Source organism: Streptomyces sp. NPDC030995, assembly GCF_055571215.1.
The window spans coordinates 105,715-127,104 of the sequence record NZ_JBVIFS010000017.1 but is presented as its reverse complement, the minus strand read 5'-3'; the positions used below and the strand labels follow the sequence as shown (position 1 = coordinate 127,104).

At 71.4% G+C, this 21,390-nt stretch carries 16 protein-coding genes; 5 read left to right on the top strand and 11 right to left on the bottom strand.

Features of this window, described 5'->3' with window-relative positions; genetic code table 11:
* Nucleotides 1-109: 109 nt before the first annotated feature.
* From ACZ45T_RS24545 to ACZ45T_RS24535, 3 genes are all read right to left on the bottom strand, one after another.
* Nucleotides 110-1,555, bottom strand: coding sequence for an aldehyde dehydrogenase family protein (locus tag ACZ45T_RS24545; protein ID WP_468444703.1), 1,446 nt, complete (start codon nt 1,553-1,555; stop codon nt 110-112).
* A 249-nt stretch (nt 1,556-1,804) separates the two neighbouring features.
* Nucleotides 1,805-3,385: a PucR family transcriptional regulator gene (locus ACZ45T_RS24540; protein ID WP_468444701.1), complete on the bottom strand. Its 1,581-nt coding sequence runs from the start codon at nt 3,383-3,385 to the stop codon at nt 1,805-1,807.
* A 162-nt stretch (nt 3,386-3,547) separates the two neighbouring features.
* A complete protein-coding gene (locus ACZ45T_RS24535; RefSeq protein ID WP_468444699.1) occupies nt 3,548-5,905 on the bottom strand; it encodes an ATP/GTP-binding protein in 2,358 nt (785 codons plus the stop codon).
* A gap of 237 nt (nt 5,906-6,142) precedes the next feature.
* Here ACZ45T_RS24535 and gabT point away from each other — a divergent pair, with 237 nt between their 5' ends.
* Both gabT and ACZ45T_RS24525 read left to right on the top strand, forming a co-directional pair.
* A complete protein-coding gene (gene gabT / locus ACZ45T_RS24530; protein ID WP_468444697.1) occupies nt 6,143-7,489 on the top strand; it encodes a 4-aminobutyrate--2-oxoglutarate transaminase in 1,347 nt (448 codons plus the stop codon).
* 143 nt (nt 7,490-7,632) lie between these two features.
* Complete coding sequence (locus ACZ45T_RS24525; protein WP_468444695.1) at nt 7,633-8,403, top strand: phosphatase PAP2 family protein; 771 nt, start codon at nt 7,633-7,635, stop codon at nt 8,401-8,403.
* On the opposite strand, the gene ACZ45T_RS24520 is transcribed toward ACZ45T_RS24525, so the two are convergent.
* The 8 genes from ACZ45T_RS24520 to ACZ45T_RS24485 all read right to left on the bottom strand — a co-directional run bounded on the left by ACZ45T_RS24520 (nt 8,363) and on the right by ACZ45T_RS24485 (nt 18,167).
* Nucleotides 8,363-10,168, bottom strand: coding sequence for a chitinase (locus ACZ45T_RS24520; RefSeq protein WP_468444786.1), 1,806 nt, complete (start codon nt 10,166-10,168; stop codon nt 8,363-8,365). The two genes, ACZ45T_RS24525 and ACZ45T_RS24520, sit on opposite strands and share 41 nt — an antisense overlap.
* An 82-nt stretch (nt 10,169-10,250) precedes the next feature.
* Nucleotides 10,251-10,775 carry a hypothetical protein gene (locus tag ACZ45T_RS24515; protein WP_468444693.1) on the bottom strand — a complete coding sequence of 175 codons (525 nt, stop codon included), beginning with the start codon at nt 10,773-10,775 and terminating at the stop codon, nt 10,251-10,253.
* Between the two features lie 141 nt (nt 10,776-10,916).
* Nucleotides 10,917-12,335 (bottom strand): NAD(P)/FAD-dependent oxidoreductase, encoded by a 1,419-nt coding sequence (locus ACZ45T_RS24510; protein WP_468444691.1) that lies wholly within the window; start codon nt 12,333-12,335, stop codon nt 10,917-10,919.
* A 40-nt stretch (nt 12,336-12,375) separates the two neighbouring features.
* Nucleotides 12,376-13,182, bottom strand: a complete 807-nt coding sequence (locus ACZ45T_RS24505) for an ABC transporter permease (RefSeq protein ID WP_366864854.1) — start codon at nt 13,180-13,182, stop codon at nt 12,376-12,378.
* Nucleotides 13,182-14,120, bottom strand: coding sequence for an ABC transporter permease (locus ACZ45T_RS24500; protein ID WP_468444688.1), 939 nt, complete (start codon nt 14,118-14,120; stop codon nt 13,182-13,184). The genes ACZ45T_RS24505 and ACZ45T_RS24500 overlap by 1 nt, the downstream gene beginning before the upstream one ends.
* Nucleotides 14,117-15,265, bottom strand: coding sequence for an ABC transporter ATP-binding protein (locus ACZ45T_RS24495; RefSeq protein WP_468444686.1), 1,149 nt, complete (start codon nt 15,263-15,265; stop codon nt 14,117-14,119). The genes ACZ45T_RS24500 and ACZ45T_RS24495 overlap by 4 nt, the downstream gene beginning before the upstream one ends.
* A 64-nt stretch (nt 15,266-15,329) precedes the next feature.
* Entirely contained in the window at nt 15,330-16,580 is a 1,251-nt protein-coding gene (locus ACZ45T_RS24490; RefSeq protein ID WP_468444684.1) for a polyamine ABC transporter substrate-binding protein, read from the bottom strand.
* 69 nt (nt 16,581-16,649) lie between these two features.
* Complete coding sequence (locus tag ACZ45T_RS24485) at nt 16,650-18,167, bottom strand: gamma-aminobutyraldehyde dehydrogenase (RefSeq protein WP_468444784.1); 1,518 nt, start codon at nt 18,165-18,167, stop codon at nt 16,650-16,652.
* A gap of 194 nt (nt 18,168-18,361) precedes the next feature.
* Here ACZ45T_RS24485 and ACZ45T_RS24480 point away from each other — a divergent pair, with 194 nt between their 5' ends.
* The 3 genes from ACZ45T_RS24480 to ACZ45T_RS24470 all read left to right on the top strand — a co-directional run bounded on the left by ACZ45T_RS24480 (nt 18,362) and on the right by ACZ45T_RS24470 (nt 21,380).
* A complete protein-coding gene (locus tag ACZ45T_RS24480) occupies nt 18,362-18,916 on the top strand; it encodes an NADAR family protein (protein WP_468444682.1) in 555 nt (184 codons plus the stop codon).
* Nucleotides 18,913-19,374, top strand: coding sequence for an NUDIX domain-containing protein (locus ACZ45T_RS24475; protein WP_468444680.1), 462 nt, complete (start codon nt 18,913-18,915; stop codon nt 19,372-19,374). The genes ACZ45T_RS24480 and ACZ45T_RS24475 overlap by 4 nt, the downstream gene beginning before the upstream one ends.
* A 413-nt stretch (nt 19,375-19,787) precedes the next feature.
* Entirely contained in the window at nt 19,788-21,380 is a 1,593-nt protein-coding gene (locus ACZ45T_RS24470) for a TROVE domain-containing protein (protein ID WP_468444678.1), read from the top strand.
* The last annotated feature ends 10 nt before the right edge of the window (nt 21,381-21,390 follow it).

The following is a 21,390-nucleotide window of genomic DNA, read 5'->3' as shown; positions in this document are numbered from 1 at the left end:
CAGCCGGTGCTACCAGTGAGTCGTACCCCGTTCATGCCTCCGGGAAAAGGGGGACGGCCGGAGCCCCCGCACAGTAGGCTCCGGCCGTCGGCTTTTTGGCCGTACGAGATCAGATGTCGAGGCCGGTCAGGACCAGGACTCGCTCGTACGTGTAGTCGTCCATCGCGTAGCGGACGCCCTCGCGGCCCACGCCGGACTGCTTGACGCCGCCGTACGGCATCTGGTCGGCGCGGTAGGACGGCGCGTCGCCGACGATCACACCGCCGACCTCGAGCTCGCGGTGGGCGCGGAACGCGGTCTGGATGTTCCGCGTGAAGACACCGGTCTGCAGGCCGAACTTCGAGTCGTTGACCGCGGCGAAGGCCTCGTCGGTGTTCTCGACCTTCAGCAGGGTCAGGACCGGGCCGAAGACCTCCTCGGTGGCGAGCTTGACGCCGTCCGGGACGTGCGCGATGACGGTGGGCTCGTACGAGGCACCCGTGCGCTTGCCACCGGTGAGCAGCTTGGCGCCGGCGGACACGGCTTCGTCGACCCAGGACTCGACACGCTGGGCGGCGGCCTCGGAGACGAGGGGGCCGACGTCGGTGGCGGAGTCGGACGGGTCGCCGGTGACCTGGGCCTGGACCTTCGCGACGACCTTCTCGACGAGGCGGTCGTAGACGGAGGCGTCGGCGATCACGCGCTGCACGGAGATGCAGGACTGGCCGGCCTGGTAGTTCGAGAAGGTCGCGATACGGGTCGCGGCCCAGTCGAGGTCGGCCTCGGAGGACCAGTCGTCCAGGACGACGGCCGCGGCGTTGCCGCCGAGCTCCAGGGTGCAGTGCTTGTGGGGCACCGACTGCTGGATGGCGTAGCCGACGGTGTCGGAACCGGTGAAGGAGATGACGGGGAGGCGCTCGTCCTTGACCAGGGCGGGCATCTTGTCGTTCGCGACCGGCAGGACCGACCAGGAGCCGGCCGGAAGGTCGGTCTCGGCGAGCAGCTCACCCAGGATCAGCCCGGAGAGGGGCGTGGCCGGGGCGGGCTTGAGGATGATCGGCGCGCCGACGGCGATGGCCGGGGCCACCTTGTGGGCGCACAGGTTCAGCGGGAAGTTGAACGGCGCGATGCCGAGGACCGGACCCTTGACGAAGCGGCGGGTCAGCGCGAGACGGCCGACGCCACCGGCGTCGGTGTCGAGGCGCTGGGCGTCTCCGCCGTTGAAGCGGCGGGCCTCTTCGGCGGCGAAGCGGAACACCGACACCGCACGGCCGACCTCGCCGCGGGCCCACTTGATGGGCTTGCCGTTCTCGGCGGAGATCAGCTGGGCGATCTCCTCGGTGCGCTCCACGAGCCGCTTGGACACGTGGTCCAGGGCGGCCGCCCGTACGTGGGCGGGGGTCGCGGAGAATTCCGCCGTCACGGCGTACGCCGCGGCCACGGCCTCTTCGACCTGCTCGTCGGTGGGCACGCTGACGGTGCCGACGAGGCGTCCGTCCCACGGGGAGTGGACGTCGAAGCTGTCCTCGCCGGTGGCCTGGCGGCCGGCGAGCCAGAAGGCGTGGGTGGAAGTCATGCGAATCCCGGCCCTTCGGAGTGTGCGGTGGTCTTGTCTCCTCCACCGTAGGACTCCGTCGGCGTTTCGGCGTTTATCCGGGGTGTAGTACCTGCGATCGGGGTCGCGCCGGTTTGTCACTGTCGCGCCCGCGGCTCCGTTGCCGGGGCTGCGTCCCGGACCGGCTCGGCTCGGATCGGACCGGCTCGGCTCGGATCGGACCGGCTCGGCTCGGCTCGGCTCGGATCGGATCGGCTCGGCTCGGCTCGGCTACGACGGAGTCGACGACGCCTTGAGGGCGAGCCACAGCTCCATGCGGACGTCCGGGTCCTCGAGGGAGCGGCCGAGGATCTCCTCGACCCGCTTCATCCGGTAGCGCAGCGTGTGCCGGTGCACGCCGAGGTCGGCGGCCGCCGCGTCCCACTGGCCGTGGCGGGAGAGCCACGCCTGGAGCGAGGCCACCAGGTCGCCGCGCCCGGTCGCGTCGTGGTCCCGCAGCGCGCGCAGGGTGCCGTCCGCGAAGGCCCGTACCGCGTCGTCGGCCAGCAGGGGCAGGACCGAGCCCGCCGCCATGTCCTCGTGCTCCACCATCGGCCGGCCGCGCCGCCGGGCCACGGCGAGTGCCTGGTCGGCCTGTTTCAGGGCCGCCGCCACGGTGCCGGCGGTGGCGGGGGCGGACAGGCCGACCACCAGTTCGTCCGGCTCCGGCCCGGCCGTGTCCAGGCCGCGCCGTGCCTCCAGTACCTCCGCGTGGTCCGCGCACGCCTGTACGGCCGAGCCCGCGTCGGCGGCCAGGACCACGAGCCGCCCCGCTTCCGGGACCACCAGCAGCGTCTCTCCCGTACGGGCCGCCGCCGACTCCACCGCGTCGGCCAGCAGCGCCAGGCCCTCCGGCTGCGCCGTCCCCGGCAGCGCCGGCTCGGCCACGATCAGCCGGAAGGGCGCCTCCAGCAGGCCCCCGTACAGGTCCCCGGCCACGGACCGCGCGTGGTCCGCCTCGCCCGCCAGCAGCATCCGCAGGACCGCCGCCCCCAGCCGGGACTCGGCGTCGTGCAGCGAGCGGGAGCGCTCGGTGGTGAGGGTCAGCAGCGCGACCGCGGAGTGGACGGCGTACCGCTCGGCGGTGCCCAGCGGGGCCCCGGTGCCGACGGCGAGCGCGCCCCGGGCCCGTCGGCCCGTACCGAGGGACTGGAGCTCGACGCGGTCCTCGGAGCCGCCGACCACGGCGCTCGCGGGCGCGGGCCGCTCCCGCAGCCGCTCCACGTCGGGGGTCAGCCGGGCGGCGCGCCGGGCGGCCCAGTCCGGTGCCGCGGCGACCACGGAGCCCGAGGTGTCGTACAGCGCGGCCCAGCCGTGCACGTGCGCGGCCAGCTTCGCCAGCAGCTCGGCGGGCCCGTCGGCGGAGAGCGCGGCGCGCGTCAGTTCCCGCTGCGCCTCGAAACCGGCGGTCACGGCCCGGTACTGGTCGGCGGCGAGGGCCGCGGAGACGGCCTTGCTGATGGCCAGGAACGGGGTCCGGCGCGGGACCTCCAGCAGCGGCATGTCCTCGGTCCGCGCGGCCTCGACCAGCGCGTCGGGGATCTCCTCGTAGTTGACGCCGATCGCGAAGCCGATGCCGACGACCCCGGCCGCGGCGAGGCGGCGTACGTAGCGGCGCATCTCCTCGGGGTCCTCCGCGTCCAGCTTCATCGCGGTGATCAGGAGCAGCTCCCCGCCCTCCATGTAGGGGACGGGGTCGGCGAGCTCACTGACGTGGGCCCAGCGCACCGGGGTGTCGAGGCGGTTCTCCCCCGCCCGCACGCTGAGCTTGAGCGCCGAGTGCTGGACGAGCGAGGCGAGGGTGAGCGGCATCGTTACCAGGGGCCTTAGCGGGAGGGGGCGGCGGAAGAGCGCAGGAGCGGGACGCGAGCACGGTGTGACGGACAGCGCACCAGAGCCGCCACGGACGCTTTTCGCCGTGTCGTATGAACGGCTCCCCTCGATTCTGCCACCCCGTACGGGTTCAGGTGCGGGTCAGGCCGTTCCGGCCAGCCGGACCAGCAGCGGAGCCGCCCGTTCCCCGCGGACCGAGGTCAGCGACAGCACCGCGTGCCCCGGCGGCACGGCATGGGCCAGGTCCGAGGCGGACCACCGCTCCCGCTCCACCTGGCGCACGGTCACCGCGTCGGTGGTGACCGCCTTGCCGGTGACGAGCTTGCGGAAGGCGTGCATCGCCCGGGTCAGCGGCTGGTCGGCGAAGACCGTGCGGTGGGTGACGTCCCGCGTCTCCACCCACTCGGTGCCCCAGGCCTCCGCGAAGCGCTTGCCGTCCCAGGTGGTGACCCCGGAGAAGGCCATCCGGCAGCCGACCGCGCCGAGCAGCGGGGTGCGCAGCGCCTCCGGTACGTCGTCCAGCGTGCGCAGCGTGAGCAGTACGCCCGCGTTCGCGGAGCGCAGCCGCTGTACGCCGCGCACGGTCTGCGGGGTCAGGGTGTGCGAGGCGTCGTCGAGGGCGAGGAAGGCGAAGAGGGAACGGTCGGTGCGGGCTGCCGCGGCGGCGCTGAACTGGGCGAGCAGCAGCCGGGCCAGCATCCGGGAGGCGTCGGCGTGCCCGCGCTCGGGGAGGTCCACGCGGACGCGGATCGGGTGTTCCAGGGCCCGCAGCGAGAAGGGCCGTCCCTGCCCGGTGGTGTCGAAGAAGCCGGCGAAGGCGGGCCGGTCCAGCAGCGCCACCCGGTCGGCGAGGGCCGGGCCGGGGTCGCCGTGGGCCCCGTACTGCCGTTGCCGCGCGTCGAGCTCGCGGAGCATCGTGTGCGCCCCGCCGTCCTCCAGCGCCCGCCGCAGCCCGTCGAGGGCGGCCGGCACCTGGTCGAGCAGTTCGCGCAGCTCGGGCACGGCGGGGAAGCGGCCGTACGCCGCCCGGAACGGCCCGAGGAGCTGCGCGAGGGCGGTCGCGGCCCGGCGCACCTCGATCCCCGGGAGGTCTCCGACGAAGGCCTCGGCGAGCAGGCCGGCGGCCTCGTCGGGGTCCGTGGCGCCGCCGTAGAGGTCAAGGTCGTAGACGGAGGCGGGGTCGCCGACGCGGACCACGACGTCGTAGGCGGCGTCCGGGCCGAGCTGCGCCCCGGCCGCGCCGACGGCGACGACGGCGGCCTGGCCGGCGAGCGCCTGGAGCGCGAGAGACTCGACGACGGGCCGCACCAGGCGGCCCGTCTTGCCGGATCCCGACGGCCCGACGGCGAGCAGCGAGGTCCCGAGGACCTCGGGGTCGAGCGCGAGGGAGGTGCCGCGGCGGGCGTACGGGTTGCGCGCGCCGTCGTCGACGGTGCCGAGCAGCACCTGCCGGGCCAGCAGATCGTGCCGGGCGGCCCGCACGGGCAGGTCCCGCGCCCCGGACGGGTGCGCGCAGGCCCCGGCGCCCTTGTCCCGCACGGCGTCGGCGAAGGCCCGCAGCCGCGAGGGGTCGACGCGCACGGAATCCCAGGCGCGCCGGATCCGCGCGTAGTCGACGTCGTTCATCCGCCCGCCCCCGGCCTCCCCCTCCAGCCGATCGGCCACCTCCCCCAACCCGGCGCCCCGCAACTGCGGCCACCGCGCGGGATCCTCGGCCGGTTCCTCGGTCGCGGCCGCGCCCGTGCGGTCCGAGGCCGCTCGGGCCGTCGCCCCGGCAGGCCGCAGGCGCCGCAGCAGCCGGACCCCGCCGCCGAGGCAGGCGAAGGAGAGGACGACGGCCACGTCGATCGTGGTCTTCGCCGTGTTGTCGAGTTCGAGGTTGGCCGCCGGGTCGGCGGTGTACGGCAGGAACGCGAAGACGAGTTGGCGGATCGGCAGCTGGTGGTTGTCGACGAGCAGGAGGGTGATGTAGGCGAGGGGTACGACCGCGAGGGCCTGGACCCAGGGGCCGCGCGCGACGACCAGGCGGGTCCAGGCGGTGTGCCAGCTCCCGAGCCGGCCGAATCCGTAGAGGAGCGCCGAGACGAAGAGCAGCTCGTAGATCGGCTTGGCCTTCATCCCGCCGGTCCCCATGACGGGCTCTCCGTTCGCGGAGTACCAGCTGTCGGGTGTGAAGAGGTTCAGCGGAGCGTCCCAGAACGGGATGTAGGTGTTGCGCATGAGGGACCAGACGAGGACGCAGGCCAGGAAGGAGATGAATGCACCGCTGGCCAGGGACCGGTCGGGGGTCTGCGCGTCTTCCACGGCGGCGCGCGGGGTGTAGCCGTACCTCCAGACACCCGGCTCGGCCGCCGGGCGGGCGATGCGCAGCCAGTCGCTGAGCGTCGGCCCCTGACCGGGGGCATGGCGGGGCTTCGGAGGCTGCGCAGGGGGGGCCGCCGGTCTCGGTACGTGACCCGCACGGGTCACCTGTCCGTCCTGCGTGCCGTCGGTGTCCATGAAACCCCTGCCCCCTGCCCGTGCCTGCGCTCCGGCGCTCAATCTAGTGCCCGGCCCGGGCCTTGGGGCCGTACCCGGTCATGATCCACGAGATGCGCGTCATGTCCTTCCTATGGCCGTCGCGGACAAGGACACGCGGAGATCACTACCGAACGGAGCATGCAGGACCCCCTCCCCCGGGCCTAGCCTGCGGACAAAGACACAAGTGCGCCCGAAAACACCCCCCAGGAGCCCTCTATGACCGCTGTCCCGCAGGAGCGCAAGATCGTCACCGCGATCCCCGGCCCCAAGTCGCAGGAGCTGCAGGCCCGCCGCCTCGGCGTGGTGGCCGGTGGCGTGGGCTCCGTGCTTCCCGTCTTCACGGCCCGCGCGGGCGGCGGCATCATCGAGGACGTCGACGGCAACCGTCTGATCGACTTCGGTTCCGGCATCGCCGTGACCTCCGTCGGCGCCTCCGCCGAGGCCGTCGTGCGCCGCGCCTCCGCGCAGCTCGCCGACTTCACCCACACCTGTTTCATGGTCACCCCGTACGAGGGCTACGTCGAGGTCTGCGAGGCCCTCGCCGAGCTGACCCCGGGTGGCCACGCCAAGAAGTCGGCTCTGTTCAACTCCGGCGCCGAGGCCGTCGAGAACGCCGTCAAGATCGCCCGTTCGTACACCAAGCGCCAGGCCGTCGTCGTCTTCGACCACGGCTACCACGGCCGTACGAACCTCACGATGGCGCTCACCTCGAAGAACATGCCGTACAAGAACGGCTTCGGCCCGTTCGCCCCCGAGGTCTACCGCGTCCCGGTCGCCTACGGCTACCGCTGGCCCACCGGCGCCGAGAACTGCGGCCCCGAGGCCGCCGCCCAGGCGATCGACCAGATCACGAAGCAGATCGGCGCCGACAACGTCGCCGCGATCATCATCGAGCCGGTCCTCGGCGAGGGCGGCTTCATCGAGCCGGCCAAGGGCTTCCTGCCGGCGATCGTGAAGTTCGCCAACGAGAACGGCATCGTCTTCGTCGCCGACGAGATCCAGTCCGGCTTCTGCCGCACCGGCCAGTGGTTCGCGTGCGAGGACGAGGGCATCGTCCCCGACCTGATCACCACCGCCAAGGGCATCGCGGGCGGTCTGCCGCTCGCCGCCGTGACGGGCCGTGCCGAGATCATGGACTCCGCGCACGCGGGTGGCCTGGGTGGCACCTACGGCGGCAACCCGGTGGCCTGCGCCGGCGCGCTCGGCTCCATCGAGACCATGAAGAAGCTCGACCTCAACGCCGCGGCGAAGAAGATCGAGTCCGTCATGAAGGCCCGCCTGACGGCCATGCAGGAGAAGTACGACATCATTGGCGACATCCGCGGCCGCGGCGCCATGATCGCGATCGAGCTGGTCAAGGACCCGGTGTCCAAGACTCCGTTCCCGGAGGCGGCCGGCGCGCTCGCCAAGGCCTGCCACGCCGAGGGCCTGCTCGTCCTCACCTGTGGCACGTACGGCAACGTGCTCCGCTTCCTCCCGCCGATCGTCATCGGCGAGGACCTGCTGAACGAGGGCCTGGACCTCATCGAGGCCGCGTTCGCCGCCATCGGCACGGACATCTGAGCGGACGGCTAGAACGTCCGCACGCAGTGCCCGGTCGTTAACCACCGGTAACGGTCGGGCGCTGTGAAGAAGCTGTGGGGGGCCGATGGCGGGAGCGCGTTCCTGCTGTCGGTCCCCCTTCCGCTGCCGTACGGTTTCTGCAGATGAGTGAGACAGCCCGCCCACGGGAAACCGGGGGCGATACCAGTACCGGGCTTCCCCAGCGCCGTATTGGGCATGCGTTCGCGCACACTCCTCACCGATCGGACAGCCGTTCGCCCCAAACCCCCCGGGGCGCACGGCAACCCGATCCGGGCGGCCGTCCCGGAACCATCCCCCCTGTTCCGGGACGGCCGGCCATCCTCCTCGCCGCGCTCTGTCTGACGGCCTTCGCCCTGATCACCTGGCAGGTCCTGGTCTCCGGACCGCTGCTGACGCCGGATCACGAGCTGAGCCGCGCCCTGGTCCGCACCGTTCCCGACCGGGTCACCCAGCGCCTCTCGGACCTCGGGAACGTCCCGGTCGCCCTGCCCGTCCTGCTCCTCGCCGCGGCGTACGCCGCCCGGCGCGGCAACCGTCGCGGCGCCCTGGCCGCGGCCGGGGCCATGGCCCTGATCCCGGCCCTGATCGTGCCGCTGAAGGAGTGGACCGCCCGCCCGGGCCCACTGGAACCCTGGGCGGCCGGCTACTACCCCTCGGGCCACACCGCGACGGCCTTCGTGGCGTACGTGGGAGCGGCCCTGCTCCTGCGGCCGTACGCCGGCCGGTGGTGGCCGATGGCCGCCGCCCTGGTCCTCACGGGGGCGACGGCCACCGGGCTCGTCCTGCGGGGCTACCACTGGCCGCTGGACGTGCTGGCCAGCCTCCTGATCTGTACGCCCTTGCTGCTGGCGGTCAGCCGGTCCTGCCGTAGTACGCGTCGAAGTTCCGGCTGAACTCCCGGCCGCCGAAGCCGTCCCAGTTGATCGACCAGGTCATCAGGCCGCGCAGACCGGGCCAGGTGCCGTGGGTCCGGTAGGTCCCGCAGTCGGTCTTCTTCGTCAGGCAGTTCAGGGCCTTGTTCACCTCCGCGGGCGCGGTGTGCCCGTTGCCCGCGTTCGTCGTGGCCGGCAGGCCGATGGCGACCTGTTCCGGGCGCAGGGGCAGGAAGACCCGGGCGGCGTTGCCGGCGACCGGGAAGCCGGTGAGCAGCATGTCGGTCATGGCGATGTGGAAGTCCGCGCCGCCCATGGAGTGGTACTGGTCGTCGAGGCCCATGATCGGGGCCGAGTTGTAGTCCTGGACGTGGAGCAGCGTGAGGTCGTCGCGCAGGGCGTGGATGACCGGGAGGTACGCGCCGGCCCGCGGGTCCTGGCCGCCCCAGGGGCCGGAGCCGTAGAACTGGTAGCCCAGTTGGACGAAGAAGGTCTCCGGGGCCATGGTCAGGACGAAGTCCGGGCCGTACCTGGCCTTGAGGGTCTTCACGGCCGAGATCAGGTTGACGATTCCCGCGGTGGTGGGGGCCCGGAAGTCGGTGTCCCCGGTGGCCAGGGAGAGGGAGTGGCCCTCGAAGTCGATGTCCAGGCCGTCGAGGCCGTACTCGTCGATGATCTTGCCGACGGAGGCGACGAAGGTGTCGCGGGCGGCCGTGGTGGCGAGCTGGACCTGGCCGTTCTGGCCGCCTATCGATATCAGCACCTTCTTGCCGGCGGCCTGCTTGGCCTTGATGGCCGCCTTGAACTCCTCGGGGGATTCGACGCCGGGGCACTGCGCGACGGGGCAGAGCCCGAAGCGGATGTCGCCCGAGGTCACCGAGGTCGGTTCGCCGAAGGCGAGGTTGATGACGTCCCAGGAGGCGGGCACGTCGGCCATCCGGACGTAGCCGGAGCCGTTGGCGAAGCTCGCGTGCAGGTAGCCGACGAGCGCGTGCGCGGGTAGACCGGGGTTGCCGGGCCCGCCGCCGCTCGTCGTGGTCACGGAGACGGGCGCGCTCTTCGGGGACTCGCCCGCCGTGTTCACCGCACTGACCTGGAAGGTGTACGTGGTGGACGCGGCGAGGCCGGTCACCGTCGCCGAGGCGGAGGTGACGGTCAGCGGCGCGGCGCCGTCCCGGTGGACCTTGTAGGAGGTGGCGTCCTGGGCGGCCGCCCAGGAGAGGTTCACGCTGCTCGCGGTGGCGCCGGAGGCCGTCAGGCCTGCGGGGGTGGCCGGAGGCCGGGGTTGGGGCTGGCCGGGGCCGCCGGGGTCGGGGCCGACCAGGGTGAGGTCGTCGGTGAAGTGGGCGGGCTGGCCGTACCAGCCGTGGGTGTGGACCGTCACGGAGGTGGTCGACGGGCCGGTGCGGAAGGTGGTCGTCAGCTGCTTCCACGCGCCCGGGGTCTGCGTCCAGGTGGACACGTCGGTGGTCCCGGTCCCGCTCGCGCCGAGGTAGACGTACGCGCCCTGCACCCAGGCGCCGAGGGTGTACGTGGAGTCGGGCTTGACGGTGACGTTCTGGACGCAGCGGGCGTTGTCCTGGCCGGCCGGGGTGGCCTTGAGGGCGGAACTGCCGCCGTGCACGGGTGTGGTGACGACGGCTCCGCTGCCCGCGGAACAGCTCCAGCCGTCGAGGCCGCTCTCGAAGCCGCCGTTGCGGATCAGGTCGGCGTCGGCCGCCGCGGCGGGCGGGCCCGCGGCGAGGAAGCCGGCCACCGCGAGGGCGGCGACGCCGAGGAAGGACATGGCTCTGCGCACAACTGCCTCCGGTACGTGGGGGGATGGAGGGGGTCAGCGGCGCCCAACATGGTCCAGACCAATGCGGTTGTCAAGGTTTCCGGCCCTCCCGCACCTCGGCCGAGGCCACGACCGACGACGCGACCGACGCCGCGACCGTCGCCGCCGCCTCGTGCATCGCGAGCTCCAGCACGGCCGGGTCGGTGAGGGTCCCCTCCCCGTCCGGGAGCACCAGCCAGCGCACTCCGCCCGTCGCCCGGCCGGGGTACGGGACCACGATCCAGGTGCCGCGCCCGGCTCCCCGTACGCCCGTTCCGATCCAGCGGGACGCGGTGCCCGCGGGCACGAAGAAGCCCACCGGCGGCATCAATGTGCGGCTCCGCCGCGTGGCACCGAAGTCGGCGAGCACCGGGCCGGGCCGGTCGAGGAGCAGGCGCAGTACGTCGAGGGTGGCCTGCCCCAGCTCCCCGGGCAGGATCAGCACGTCCCAGCGCCGGCCGGCGGGCAGGAGGACGACCCCGAGGGGGTTGCGCTCCCACTCCCACCGGCAGGCATCGGGGTCCGGCGCCACCGATACCAGCCATTCCACTGCCGTCTTGGCCCCCGGGATCGTCATCGCCCGGCCTCCGTTCCCTGTAGGTGAGGGTTCTCACCTGGAGAGAGCGGGGCCGGGCGCGGTTATGACGCGGGTTTCGTTACTCCAAGGCAGTGAATCGGGTCGCGCGGTGACCGGCGGTGTACGTCGGGGGCGTGCGGGTCAGCTGTCGAAGCCGAGACCGAACCGGTCCAGGGTCCTGAGCCACAGGTTCCGGTGGCCGCCGCGGGCGTCCGCGCGGGCCAGTGACCACTTGGTGAGGGTGATCCCGGTCCAGGCGAAGGGCTCGGGCGGGAACGGCATCGGCTTGGACCGCACCATCTCCAGCCGGGTGCGCTCGGTGTCGGCCCCGTCGAGGAGGTCCAGCATCACGTCCGCGCCGAAGCGGGTGGCGCCCACTCCGAGCCCGGTGTAGCCGGCCGCGTAGGCCACCTTCCCGGAGTGCGCGGTGCCGAAGAAGGCGGAGAAGCGCGAGCAGGTGTCGATCGCGCCGCCCCAGGCGTGGCTGAACTTCACGCCCTCCAGTTGCGGGAAGGCGGTGAAGAAGTGCTCCGCGAGTTTCAGGTAGGTCTCGGGGCGGTGGTCGTATTCGGAGTCGAGCTTCCCCCGGTAGGGGTAGATCGCGTCGTAGCCGCCCCACAGGATCCGGTTGTCCTGGGTGATCCGGAAGTAGTGGAACTGGTTGGCGCTGTCGCCCAGCCCCTGCCGCTTCTTCCAGCCGATGGCGGCGAGCTGCTCCTCGCTCAGCGGCTCGGTCATGAGCGCGTAGTCGTAGACCGGGACGGTGAAGGGGCGGATCCGCTTGACCAGCGACGGGAAGATGTTGGTGCCCAGCGCGACCCGGCGCGCGAGGATCGTGCCGTACGGCGTCTGCACGGTCATCCCGGCCCCGGCCGAGGCCATCTTCAGGCCGCGGGTGTTCTCGTAGATCCGTACGCCCAGGTCGAGGCAGGCCTGCTTGAGGCCCCAGGCCAGCTTCGCGGGGTTGAGCATCGCGACGCCGTCGCGGTCCCACAGGCCCGCGAGGAAGGTCGGGGAGTCGACCTCGGCGCGCACCGCGTCGCGGTCCAGCCACTCGGAGCCGCCGCCCAGGCCGAGGCGCTGCGCCTCCTCGTGGAGTTCGCGCAGTTCCTCGACCTGGTGCGGTTCGGTGGCGACGTCGATCTCGCCGGTGCGCTCGAAGTCGCAGTCGATGCCGTAGCGGGCGACGGCCTCCTCGATGGCGTCGAGGTTGCGGGCGCCGAGCTCCTCCAGCTTCGCCAGCTCGCCGGGCCAGCGGGCCAGCCCGTTGCCGAGCCCGTGGGTGAGGGAGGCGGCGCAGAAGCCGCCGTTGCGGCCGGAGGCGGCCCAGCCCGCCTCCTTGCTCTCGATCACGACGACGTCCCGCTGCGGGTCCCGCTCCTTGGCGAGCAGCGCGGTCCACAGCCCGCTGTAGCCGGCGCCGATGACCAGCAGGTCGCAGCGCTCGTCGGTGGTCAGCGCCGGCTGTGGGGCCGGCTTGCCGGGGTCGTCCAGCCAGTACGAGACCGGCTTCGCTTCGGAAAGGGATTTCGCAACACTACGCATGGCGACTGGGGCCATGTCTTCCAACTCCCTACGGAACTGATGACGTGCCTTGGAACTACTTCGGTTGTGCTTTCCTGCGGCGGTTGCCGACCATCTGGCCGACGAGGACCACCAGCACCGCGATGACGAACATCGCCGTGCCGATGACGTTGATCTGCACGGGCGTACCGCGCTGGGCCGATCCCCAGACGAACATGGGGAAGGTGACGGTGTTGCCCGAGTTGAAGTTGGTGATGATGAAGTCGTCGAAGGAGAGCGCGAAGGAGAGCAGCGCGCCCGCCGCGATACCCGGCGCCGCGATCGGCAGGGTGACCCGTACGAAGGTCTGCACCGGGCCCGCGTAGAGGTCGCGGGCGGCCTCCTCCAGCCGCGGGTCCATGGACAGGACACGCGCCTTGACGGCGGCGACGACGAAGCTGAGGCAGAACATGACGTGGGCGATCAGGATCGTCCAGAAGCCCAGTTGGATGCCCATGTTGAGGAAGAGCGCGAGCAGCGAGGCCGCCATCACGATCTCGGGCATGGCCATGGGCAGGAAGATCAGCGAGTTGACCGCGCCGCGCGCCCTGAAGCGGTAGCGGACCAGCGCGAAGGCGATGGCGGTGCCCAGCGCGGTCGCGCCCAGCGTGGCCCAGAGGGCGATCTGGAGCGAGAGCGAGAGGGAGCCGCACAGGTCGGCGACCCCGCAGGGGTCCTTCCACGCGTCGAGCGAGAACTCCTGCCAGGCGTAGTTGAACCGCCCGGTGGGGTTGTTGAAGGAGAAGACGGTGACCACGACGTTCGGCAGGATCATGTACGCGAGCGTCCCGAGGCCCGCGATCACGACCAGATTGCGCCGGAGCCAGGTGAGGGGTGTGCGCATCAGACCAGGTCCTCCGTCCCCGCTCGGCGGATGTAGATGGTGACCATGATCAGCACGATGGCCATGAGGATGAAGGACAGCGCGGCCGCCGTCGGGTAGTCGAGGATCCGCAGGTACTGCGACTGGATGACGTTGCCGATCATCCTGGTGTCCGTGGAGCCGAGCAGTTCGGCGTTCACGTAGTCGCCGCTCGCCGGGATGAAGGTGAGCAGGGTCCCGGAGACCACGCCCGGCATGGAGAGCGGGAAGGTCACCTTCCGGAAGACCGTGGCGGGCTTGGCGTACAGGTCCCCGGCCGCCTCGTGGAGGCGGGTGTCGATGCGCTCCAGCGAGGAGTACAGCGGCAGGATCATGAAGGGGAGGAAGTTGTAGGTCAGACCGCAGACGACCGCGAGCGGGGTGGCCAGCACCCGGTCCCCCTCGGTCATGCCGAGCCAGCTGGTGACGTCGAGGAAGCCGATGTTGTTGAGGACGGCGACCACCGGGCCGCCGTCGGCCAGGATCGTCTTCCAGGCCAGCGTGCGGATCAGGAAGCTGGTGAAGAACGGGGCGATGACCAGCACGAGCAGCAGATTGCGCCAGCGGCCCGCCTTGAAGGCGATCAGGTAGGCCAGCGGGTATCCGAGCAGCAGGCACAGCGCGGTCGCGGTGCCCGCGTAGAGCAGGGAGCGCAGGAACTGCGGCATGTACTCGGTGAGGGCGTCCCAGTAGGTCTGGAAGTGCCAGGTGACCTTGAAGCCCTCTTCGAGGGAGCCGGTCTGGACCGAGGTGGAGGCCTGGTAGACCATCGGCAGCACGAAGAAGACCAGCAGCCACAGTATGCCGGGGAGCAGCAGCCAGTACGGGACCAGTCGCTTGCGCGTCGACGGCTTGTGCACCGGGGGTTCGGCGGGGGCGGGCGCCTGGGGCGGCACCGTCTGCGCAGCGGGGCCGGTCACGCGCCCTCCTCCACCGTCTCGATGCCCGCGTCGATGTCCTGGGCCGCGTCGAGACCGAAGGTGTGCTCCGGGTTCCAGTGCAGGATCACCTCGGCGCCCGGGACCAGGCGCGCGTCTCGCTCGATGTTCTGGGCGTACACCTCCAGCTCGGGGCAGACCGGGCTGTCGATGACGTACTGGGTGGAGACGCCGATGAAGGAGGTGGCGGCGATCCGGCCGGCGATCGTGTTCCGGCCCGCCGCGATGGTGTGCTCCTCGTCGGCGTGGACCAGGGAGATCTTCTCGGGCCTCACTCCGACCAGCAGCTTTCCGCCGTTGGCGGGCGTGGTCGCGCAGCGGGCCGCGGGCAGCCGGAGCTTCGTACCGGAGGCGGATACCACGACGTCGGAGCCGGCGGACTCGACGGACGCCTCGATGAGGTTGGAGGTGCCGAGGAAGTTGGCGACGAAGGTGGTGCCCGGGTTCTCGTACAGCTCGGCGGGGGCGCCCAGCTGCTCGACGCGGCCGCCGTTCATCACCGCGACCGTGTCGGCCATGGTCATGGCCTCCTCCTGGTCGTGCGTGACGTGCACGAAGGTGATGCCGACCTCGGTCTGGATCCGCTTCAGCTCCAGCTGCATCTGGCGGCGCAGCTTGAGGTCGAGGGCGCCGAGGGGCTCGTCGAGGAGCAGTACCTGCGGGTGGTTGATGAGGGCGCGGGCGACGGCGACGCGCTGCTGCTGGCCGCCGGAGAGCTGGTGCGGCTTGCGCTGGGCGAACTGGCCGAGCTGGACCAGTTCCAGCATGTCGTCGACCTGCTTCTTCACCGACTTGATGCCGCGGCGGCGCAGTCCGAAGGCGATGTTCTCGTAGATGTCCAGGTGCGGGAAGAGCGCGTAGCTCTGGAAGACCGTGTTGACCGGGCGCTTGTAGGGCGGCAGGTGGGTGACCGCCCGCTCGCCGAGGTGGACCGTGCCGGTGGAGGGCTCCTCCAGGCCGGCGATCATGCGCAGGGTGGTGGTCTTCCCGCAGCCGGAGGCGCCGAGCAGAGCGAAGAAGGAGCCCTGGGGGATGGTGAGATCCAGCGGGTGCACGGCGGTGAAGGTGCCGTAGTGCTTGCTGATCCCGGAGAGGCGGACGTCGCCGCCCGCGGTCTTGTCAGTCATTGATGGGTCCCGGGGGTGGGTAGGCGGAGAGGACAAGGGAGGGTTCGCCGTACGGCACGGACGGCTACGCGCCGATGAGCTTGGCGAACTTCTCTTCGTACGCGGTCTCTTCCTCACTGGTGAGGGAGCGGAAGGCGTGTGCCTTCGCGGCCATTGCCTTGTCCGGGACGATCAGGGGGTTGTCCGCCAGCGCCGGATCGATCTTGGCCAGTTCGTCCTTGACGCCCTCGACCGGGCAGACGTAGCTGATGAAGGCGGCCAGCTGGGCGGCGACCGGGGGCTCGTAGTAGTAGTCGATGAGCTTCTCCGCGTTGGCCTTGTGCCGGGCCTTGGCGGGGACCAGCAGGTTGTCGCTGGAGGTGATGTATCCGGGAGCCGGGATCGCGTACTGGATGTCCGGGTTGCCGGCCTGGAGCTGGATGACGTCGCCCGCCCAGGCGAGGCAGGCGGCGAGGTCGCCCTTGTCGAGGTCGGAGGTGTAGTCGTTGCCCGTGAAGCGGCGGATCTGCTTGGTGTCCACGCCCTTCTGCAGGCGGCCGATGGCGCCGTCGAAGTCCGCGGTGGTGAAGCGGGCCGGGTCCTTGCCCTGGTCGAGCAGGGTCATGCCGACGGAGTCGCGCATCTCCGTGAGGAAGCCGACCCTGCCCTTGAGCGTGGGGTCGTCGAGCATCTGGGTGACGGAGTCGACCTTCTTCCCGTCGGTGGCCTTGGTGTTGTAGGCGATGACGGTGTCGATGCCGGTCCACGGGTAGCTGTAGGCGCGGCCCGGGTCCCAGTCGGGGGTGCGGAACTGCGGGATCAGGTTGGCGTAGGCGTGGGGCAGCTGGGAGGGGTCCAGTTTCTGTGCCCAGCCCAGGCGGATGATGCGGGCGGCGAGCCAGTCCGTGACCACGATCAGGTCGCGGCCGGTGTCCTGGCCGGCTGCGAGCTGCGGTTTGATCTTGCCGAAGAACTCGACGTTGTCGTTGATGTCCTCGGTGTACTTGACCTTGATCCCGGTCCGCTTGGTGAACTCCTCCAGGGTGGGACGGGTCTTCTCGTCCTCACTGGTGTCCATGTACTCGGTCCAGTTGGAGAAGTTGATCTCCTTCTCCTGGGCCGAATGGTCGTCGGAGGCCACCGCCGAGTCGCCCTCGCGCTTGGCGGGCGGGATTCCGCACGCGGCGAGGGTGGACAGGCCGCCGAGGGTGAGCGCTCCGACTCCGGAGGCGCGCAGCAGCGAGCGGCGGGTGAGGGCTCCGCGCCCGCTGGTGAGGCTGCGCCGCATCGCGGCGAGTTGCGCCGCCGAGAGGCGGTCGGGCTCGAACTGCTCCATGCGCTGTGCCCTTTCGGGAGGTGTACCGCTGGTCGGGCGGTGGTTCCACGCGGCGGTAGCCGCAAATGGTTACGGACGGTCCCCGAAGATCGTGCGGTGCCAGTCCTTGGCGGCTACCGCCGTGTTGTCGTACATCACGTGCTTGACCTGCGTGTACTCCTCGAAGGAGTAGGCCGACATGTCCTTTCCGAAGCCGCTCGCCTTGTAGCCCCCGTGGGGCATCTCGCTGATGATCGGAATGTGGTCGTTGATCCAGACGCAGCCCGCCTTGATCTCGCGGGTGGCGCGGTTCGCCCGGTAGAGGTCGCGGCTCCAGGCGGAGGCCGCGAGTCCGTACGGGGTGTCGTTGGCCAGCGCGATCCCCTCGTCGTCGGTGTCGAAGGGCAGGACGACGAGGACCGGGCCGAAGATCTCGGACTGGACCACCTCGCTGTCCTGGGTTGCGCCGGCGATGAGGGTGGGCCGGTAGTACGCGCCCTCGGCGAGCTCGCCCGCCGGGATCTCACCGCCGGTGACGACGGTGGCGTAGGCCCGGGCCCGCTCGACGAAACCGGCGACCCGGTCGCGCTGGGCGTGGGAGACCAGCGGGCCGAGGTCGGTGGTGGGCTCGAAGGGGTCGCCGACGCGGACGGTCTCCATCAGTTCGGCCACCCGGGCGACGAAGGCGTCGTGGAGGGGGCGCTGGACGTAGGCGCGGGTGGCGGCCGTGCAGTCCTGACCGGTGTTGATCAGGGAGGCGGCGACGGCTCCGTGCGCGGCGGCCTCCAGGTCGGCGTCGTCGAAGACGAGGAAGGGAGCCTTGCCGCCGAGCTCCAGGTGGAGCCGCTTGACGGTGGCGGTGGCGATCTCCGCGACCCGCTTGCCGACGGCGGTGGAGCCGGTGAAGGAGGTCATCACCACGTCCGGGTGGCCGACCAGGTGCTCCCCGGCGTCCCGGCCCGCGCCGGTGACGATGTTGATCACGCCGTCGGGCAGGCCCGCCTCCTTGGCCGCCTGCGCGAACATCAGGGAGGTCAGTGGGGTGAGCTCGGCGGGCTTGAGGACGATGGTGTTGCCCGCGGCGATCGCCGGGAGGATCTTCCAGGCGGCCATCTGGAGCGGATAGTTCCAGGGCGCGATGGAGCCGACGACCCCGATGGCCTCGCGGCGTACGTAGGAGGTGTGGTCGCCGGAGTACTCGGCGGCGGCCTGCCCCTGGAGGTGGCGCGCGGCCCCCGCGAAGAAGGCGGTGTTGTCGATGGTCCCCGGTACGTCGAACTCCGTGGACAGCTTGATCGGCTTGCCGCACTGGAGGGACTCGGCGTACGCGAAGTCCTCCGCCTGCTCCGCCAGTACGGCGGCCAGCCGGTGCAGGGCGTCCGAACGCTCGCCGGGGGTGGCGCCGGACCAGCCGGGGAAGGCCCGCTTGGCGGCGGCGACGGCCTCGTCGACGTCCGTCGTGCTCGCGAGCTCGTAGGTGAGGATCTCGTCGCCGGTCGCCGGATCGACCACCGTGTGTGAATGACCGGAGGTGCCGGTCCTCAGCTGCCCGTCGATGTACTGCGCGCCGTCCGCGAAGCGGTCCTTGACCTGGAAGCGATTGCCCATCACGCTCTCACGCTCTCCGTAGCTACAGTTCGAGCTACAGCTCGAATTGAGTGCCGATCCTGACAGAGGAGGTGCCCTCGGCCAAGTGATTCCGTTGTTGCCTTTTGATTACGCGACGGAATCGGTCGACCATGTGTCGAGGCACACCGAAAATCCCGTACGAAGTGTCAGTGGCGACTGCCACACTCGCGTGCATGGAGATGATCGACAACCTGATCAAGCAGGTCAGCCAGGGTGAGCGGGTGAAGTTCCTGCCGTTCTGGGGGCACCAGCCCCGGCCGGACGGGAAGCTCGGACCGAGCTGCCTGAGCCAGTGGTGGCCGTCCGCTTTCACTGTCGGTGACGTCCGTTATGCCACGGCCGAGCACTGGATGATGGCCGGAAAGGCCAGGCTGTTCGGGGACGCGGACGCGGAGCGCGCGGCTCTGGGGGCGAGGACTCCGGCCGAGGCGAAGAAGGCCGGGCGGCTCGTGCGCGGCTTCGACGACGCGATATGGGCGCGGGAGCGGTTCGCCCTGGTCGTGGAGGGCAGCGCCCACAAGTTCGGCTCCGACCCGGCGCTGCGCGCGTACCTGCTGACGACCGGGGACCGGGTGCTGGTGGAGGCGAGCCCGCTGGACCGGATCTGGGGCGTCGGGCTGGCGCCCGACGACGAACGCGCCCTGGACCCGGCGCGCTGGCGCGGGCTGAACCTGCTGGGCTTCGCACTCATGGAGGCCCGGACGCGGCTGCGCGAGGACAGCGCGTGACGGAGCGGCGCGTGACGGAGCCGTGCGTACCGGAGCGGCGCCGGGTGGCCGCGGTGATCGTCCGGGACGGCTGCGTGCTGATGGTGCGCGAGCGCGGGTGGGGGCCCACCGGGCTGCACGACGGACCGGAGTACTGGACCCTGCCCGGCGGCGGACTGGAGGCGGGCGAGGAGCCCGAGGAGGCGGTCCGGCGGGAGGTGGCCGAGGAGGTCGGCCTGCACGCCCTGGACGTGCGGTACGCGTACGAAGCGCCCTACCCCTCGGGGTGGACCACCTGCTTCCGCGTGGAGGTGGCGCCCGGGGAGCCGCAGCTGGGCGTGGACCCCGACCTGGAGTGCGACTGCCCGAGGATGGTCGGGCTCATCTGGGTCCCGCTGTCGCGCGGCACGGACGGCGAGTCGGTCATGGTGCCCACACTGCTGAGTAATTGCGTGGTGGATCCCGGCCCCGGCGCCTAGCGTGATCCTTGTCCAGGTGCGCAGGCGAGACCTACTTCGACTGCCGCGGGTTCGAGCCCCGTCACCGGCCTCGCGCCGGTGTAGCTCAGCTGGTTAGAGCATCGCGCGGTTTCACCGACCCTGTTCTCTGGACACCCACGTCACGCACCTCCCGGTGCGCGGGCTGCGGCTCCTTCTTTTGCAGAGATTCCCAAGCCGCCGCCACTTTGATCTCGGGAGGCACGCGTGCGGGATGCCCGGTGCGCAGGCAACGGCTACTTCCGGATCGACGGGTCGCGGGTTCGAATCCCGCCCGGCCACGGCCGGTAGCTCAGCTTGGCAGAGCAGTCGACATAGTCCGTCGCCGACTTCGATCTCGGGCATTCCGCACGTCACGTCTCCCCCGCTGTCCTTTGAATTCGGGGGGATTCATCATGGCTCGTTTCAACCTGCGCGCGTTCAAGACCTCGGCCGCGCCCACGTCGCCCGTACGCTCGACCGACCGCGCCCGCACCCACCAGGGCGGCCCGGGGTACGAACGCGACTCGCGCTCCGAGCTGTTCCTGCTCGCCGTCGCCAACTTCGTGACGCAGCACACCGCGTACGAGAGCGGCGAGGCCCGTGACGACCGCTTCGGCGCGCTCGTCCGCACCCTCGCCGTCGAGGATCCCGCGTGGACCGCCGGCCTGCTGGGCTGGCTCCGCGGGGACGCGAACATGCGCACCGCCTCGCTCGTCGGCGCCGCCGAATACGTGAAGGCGCGGCTCGACGCGGGCGCCGCCGACGGGCCTTCGAACCGCCAGGTCGTGGACTCCGTACTGCGGCGCGCGGACGAGCCCGGTGAACTGCTGGCCTACTGGACGTCGACGTACGGGCGCAACGTGCCCAAGCCCGTCAAGCGCGGGATCGCCGACGCCGTACGACGCCTCTACTCCGGCACCTCGCTGCTGAAGTACGACACCGACTCCGCTCGACGGGGGTACCGCTTCGGTGACGTCCTCAACCTCGTGCACGCCTCCCCCGACCCGGCCAAGCCCTGGCAGGTCGAGCTCTTCCGCTATGCCTTGGACCGCCGGCACCACCCGGAGAGCGCCGAGGTACCGGCGGGCGACCGCACCCTCGCCGCCCACCGGGCCCTGATGGCGCTGCCGGTGTCCGAGCGGCGCGGTGTGGTCCTCGCCCCGGACGGCGCGGAGCGGCTCGCGGAGGCGGGCATGACCTGGGAGGCGCTGGCCGGGTGGCTGCAGGGGCCGATGGACGCGGCCGCCTGGGAGGCGGTCATCCCGTCCATGGGCGCGATGGCCCTGCTGCGCAACCTGCGCAACTTCGACCAGGCGGGGGTCTCGGACGCGGTGGCCGCACAGGTCGCGGCGAGGATCTCCGACCCCGAGGTCGTCGCACGGTCCCGGCAGTTCCCCTTCCGCTACCTGGCCGCCTACCAGCACGCTCCCTCGCTGCGCTGGGCGTATCCGCTGGAGCGGGCGCTCGGCCACTCGCTGGCCAACGTACCGGCGCTGCCCGGTCGGACGCTGGTCATGGTGGACCGGTCCGGGTCGATGTGGACCCCGCTGTCGGAACGCTCCAAGCTCAACCGGGCCGACGCCGCCGCCGTTTTCGGGTCGGCGCTGGCGCTGCGGGCCGAGCAGGCCGACCTGGTGCAGTTCGGTACGACCAGCCACGCGGTCCCGTACACCCGGGGCGAGTCCGTACTGAAGGTGCTGGAGCGGTTCGGGAACCTCGGGGGCACCTACACGGCCCGGGCCGTGAAGGAGCACTACCGGGGCCACGACCGGGTGTTGATCGTCACCGACGAGCAGGCCGCCGCGTACGGCCACGGCGGCGATCCGACGGCGGAGGTGCCGCTCACGGCTGCCGTCTACACCTGGAACCTGGCCGGCTACCGGGTGGGCCACGCGCCCTCCGGCGGCGCGAACCGGCACGCCTTCGGCGGGCTCACCGATGCGGCTTTCCGCATGGTGTCCCTGATCGAGGACGGCCGGAACGCCGACTGGCCGTGGGCCTCCTGAGCCCGAAGAG

Excerpts from the sequence above, each read along its gene's own strand:
- ACZ45T_RS24470 (WP_468444678.1), top strand. The coding sequence starts at position 19,788 with ATGGCTCGTTTCAACCTGCGCGCGTTCAAGACCTCGGCCGCGCCCACG.
- ACZ45T_RS24515 (WP_468444693.1), bottom strand. The coding sequence starts at position 10,775 with ATGACGATCCCGGGGGCCAAGACGGCAGTGGAATGGCTGGTATCGGTG.
- ACZ45T_RS24505 (WP_366864854.1), bottom strand. The coding sequence starts at position 13,182 with ATGCGCACACCCCTCACCTGGCTCCGGCGCAATCTGGTCGTGATCGCG.
- ACZ45T_RS24520 (WP_468444786.1), bottom strand. The coding sequence starts at position 10,168 with ATGTCCTTCCTCGGCGTCGCCGCCCTCGCGGTGGCCGGCTTCCTCGCC.
- ACZ45T_RS24480 (WP_468444682.1), top strand. The coding sequence starts at position 18,362 with ATGGAGATGATCGACAACCTGATCAAGCAGGTCAGCCAGGGTGAGCGG.
- ACZ45T_RS24490 (WP_468444684.1), bottom strand. The coding sequence starts at position 16,580 with ATGGAGCAGTTCGAGCCCGACCGCCTCTCGGCGGCGCAACTCGCCGCG.
- ACZ45T_RS24510 (WP_468444691.1), bottom strand. The coding sequence starts at position 12,335 with ATGGCCCCAGTCGCCATGCGTAGTGTTGCGAAATCCCTTTCCGAAGCG.
- ACZ45T_RS24485 (WP_468444784.1), bottom strand. The coding sequence starts at position 18,167 with ATGGGCAATCGCTTCCAGGTCAAGGACCGCTTCGCGGACGGCGCGCAG.
- ACZ45T_RS24495 (WP_468444686.1), bottom strand. The coding sequence starts at position 15,265 with ATGACTGACAAGACCGCGGGCGGCGACGTCCGCCTCTCCGGGATCAGC.
- gabT (WP_468444697.1), top strand. The coding sequence starts at position 6,143 with ATGACCGCTGTCCCGCAGGAGCGCAAGATCGTCACCGCGATCCCCGGC.
- ACZ45T_RS24545 (WP_468444703.1), bottom strand. The coding sequence starts at position 1,555 with ATGACTTCCACCCACGCCTTCTGGCTCGCCGGCCGCCAGGCCACCGGC.
- ACZ45T_RS24525 (WP_468444695.1), top strand. The coding sequence starts at position 7,633 with ATGAGTGAGACAGCCCGCCCACGGGAAACCGGGGGCGATACCAGTACC.
- ACZ45T_RS24535 (WP_468444699.1), bottom strand. The coding sequence starts at position 5,905 with ATGGACACCGACGGCACGCAGGACGGACAGGTGACCCGTGCGGGTCAC.
- ACZ45T_RS24540 (WP_468444701.1), bottom strand. The coding sequence starts at position 3,385 with ATGCCGCTCACCCTCGCCTCGCTCGTCCAGCACTCGGCGCTCAAGCTC.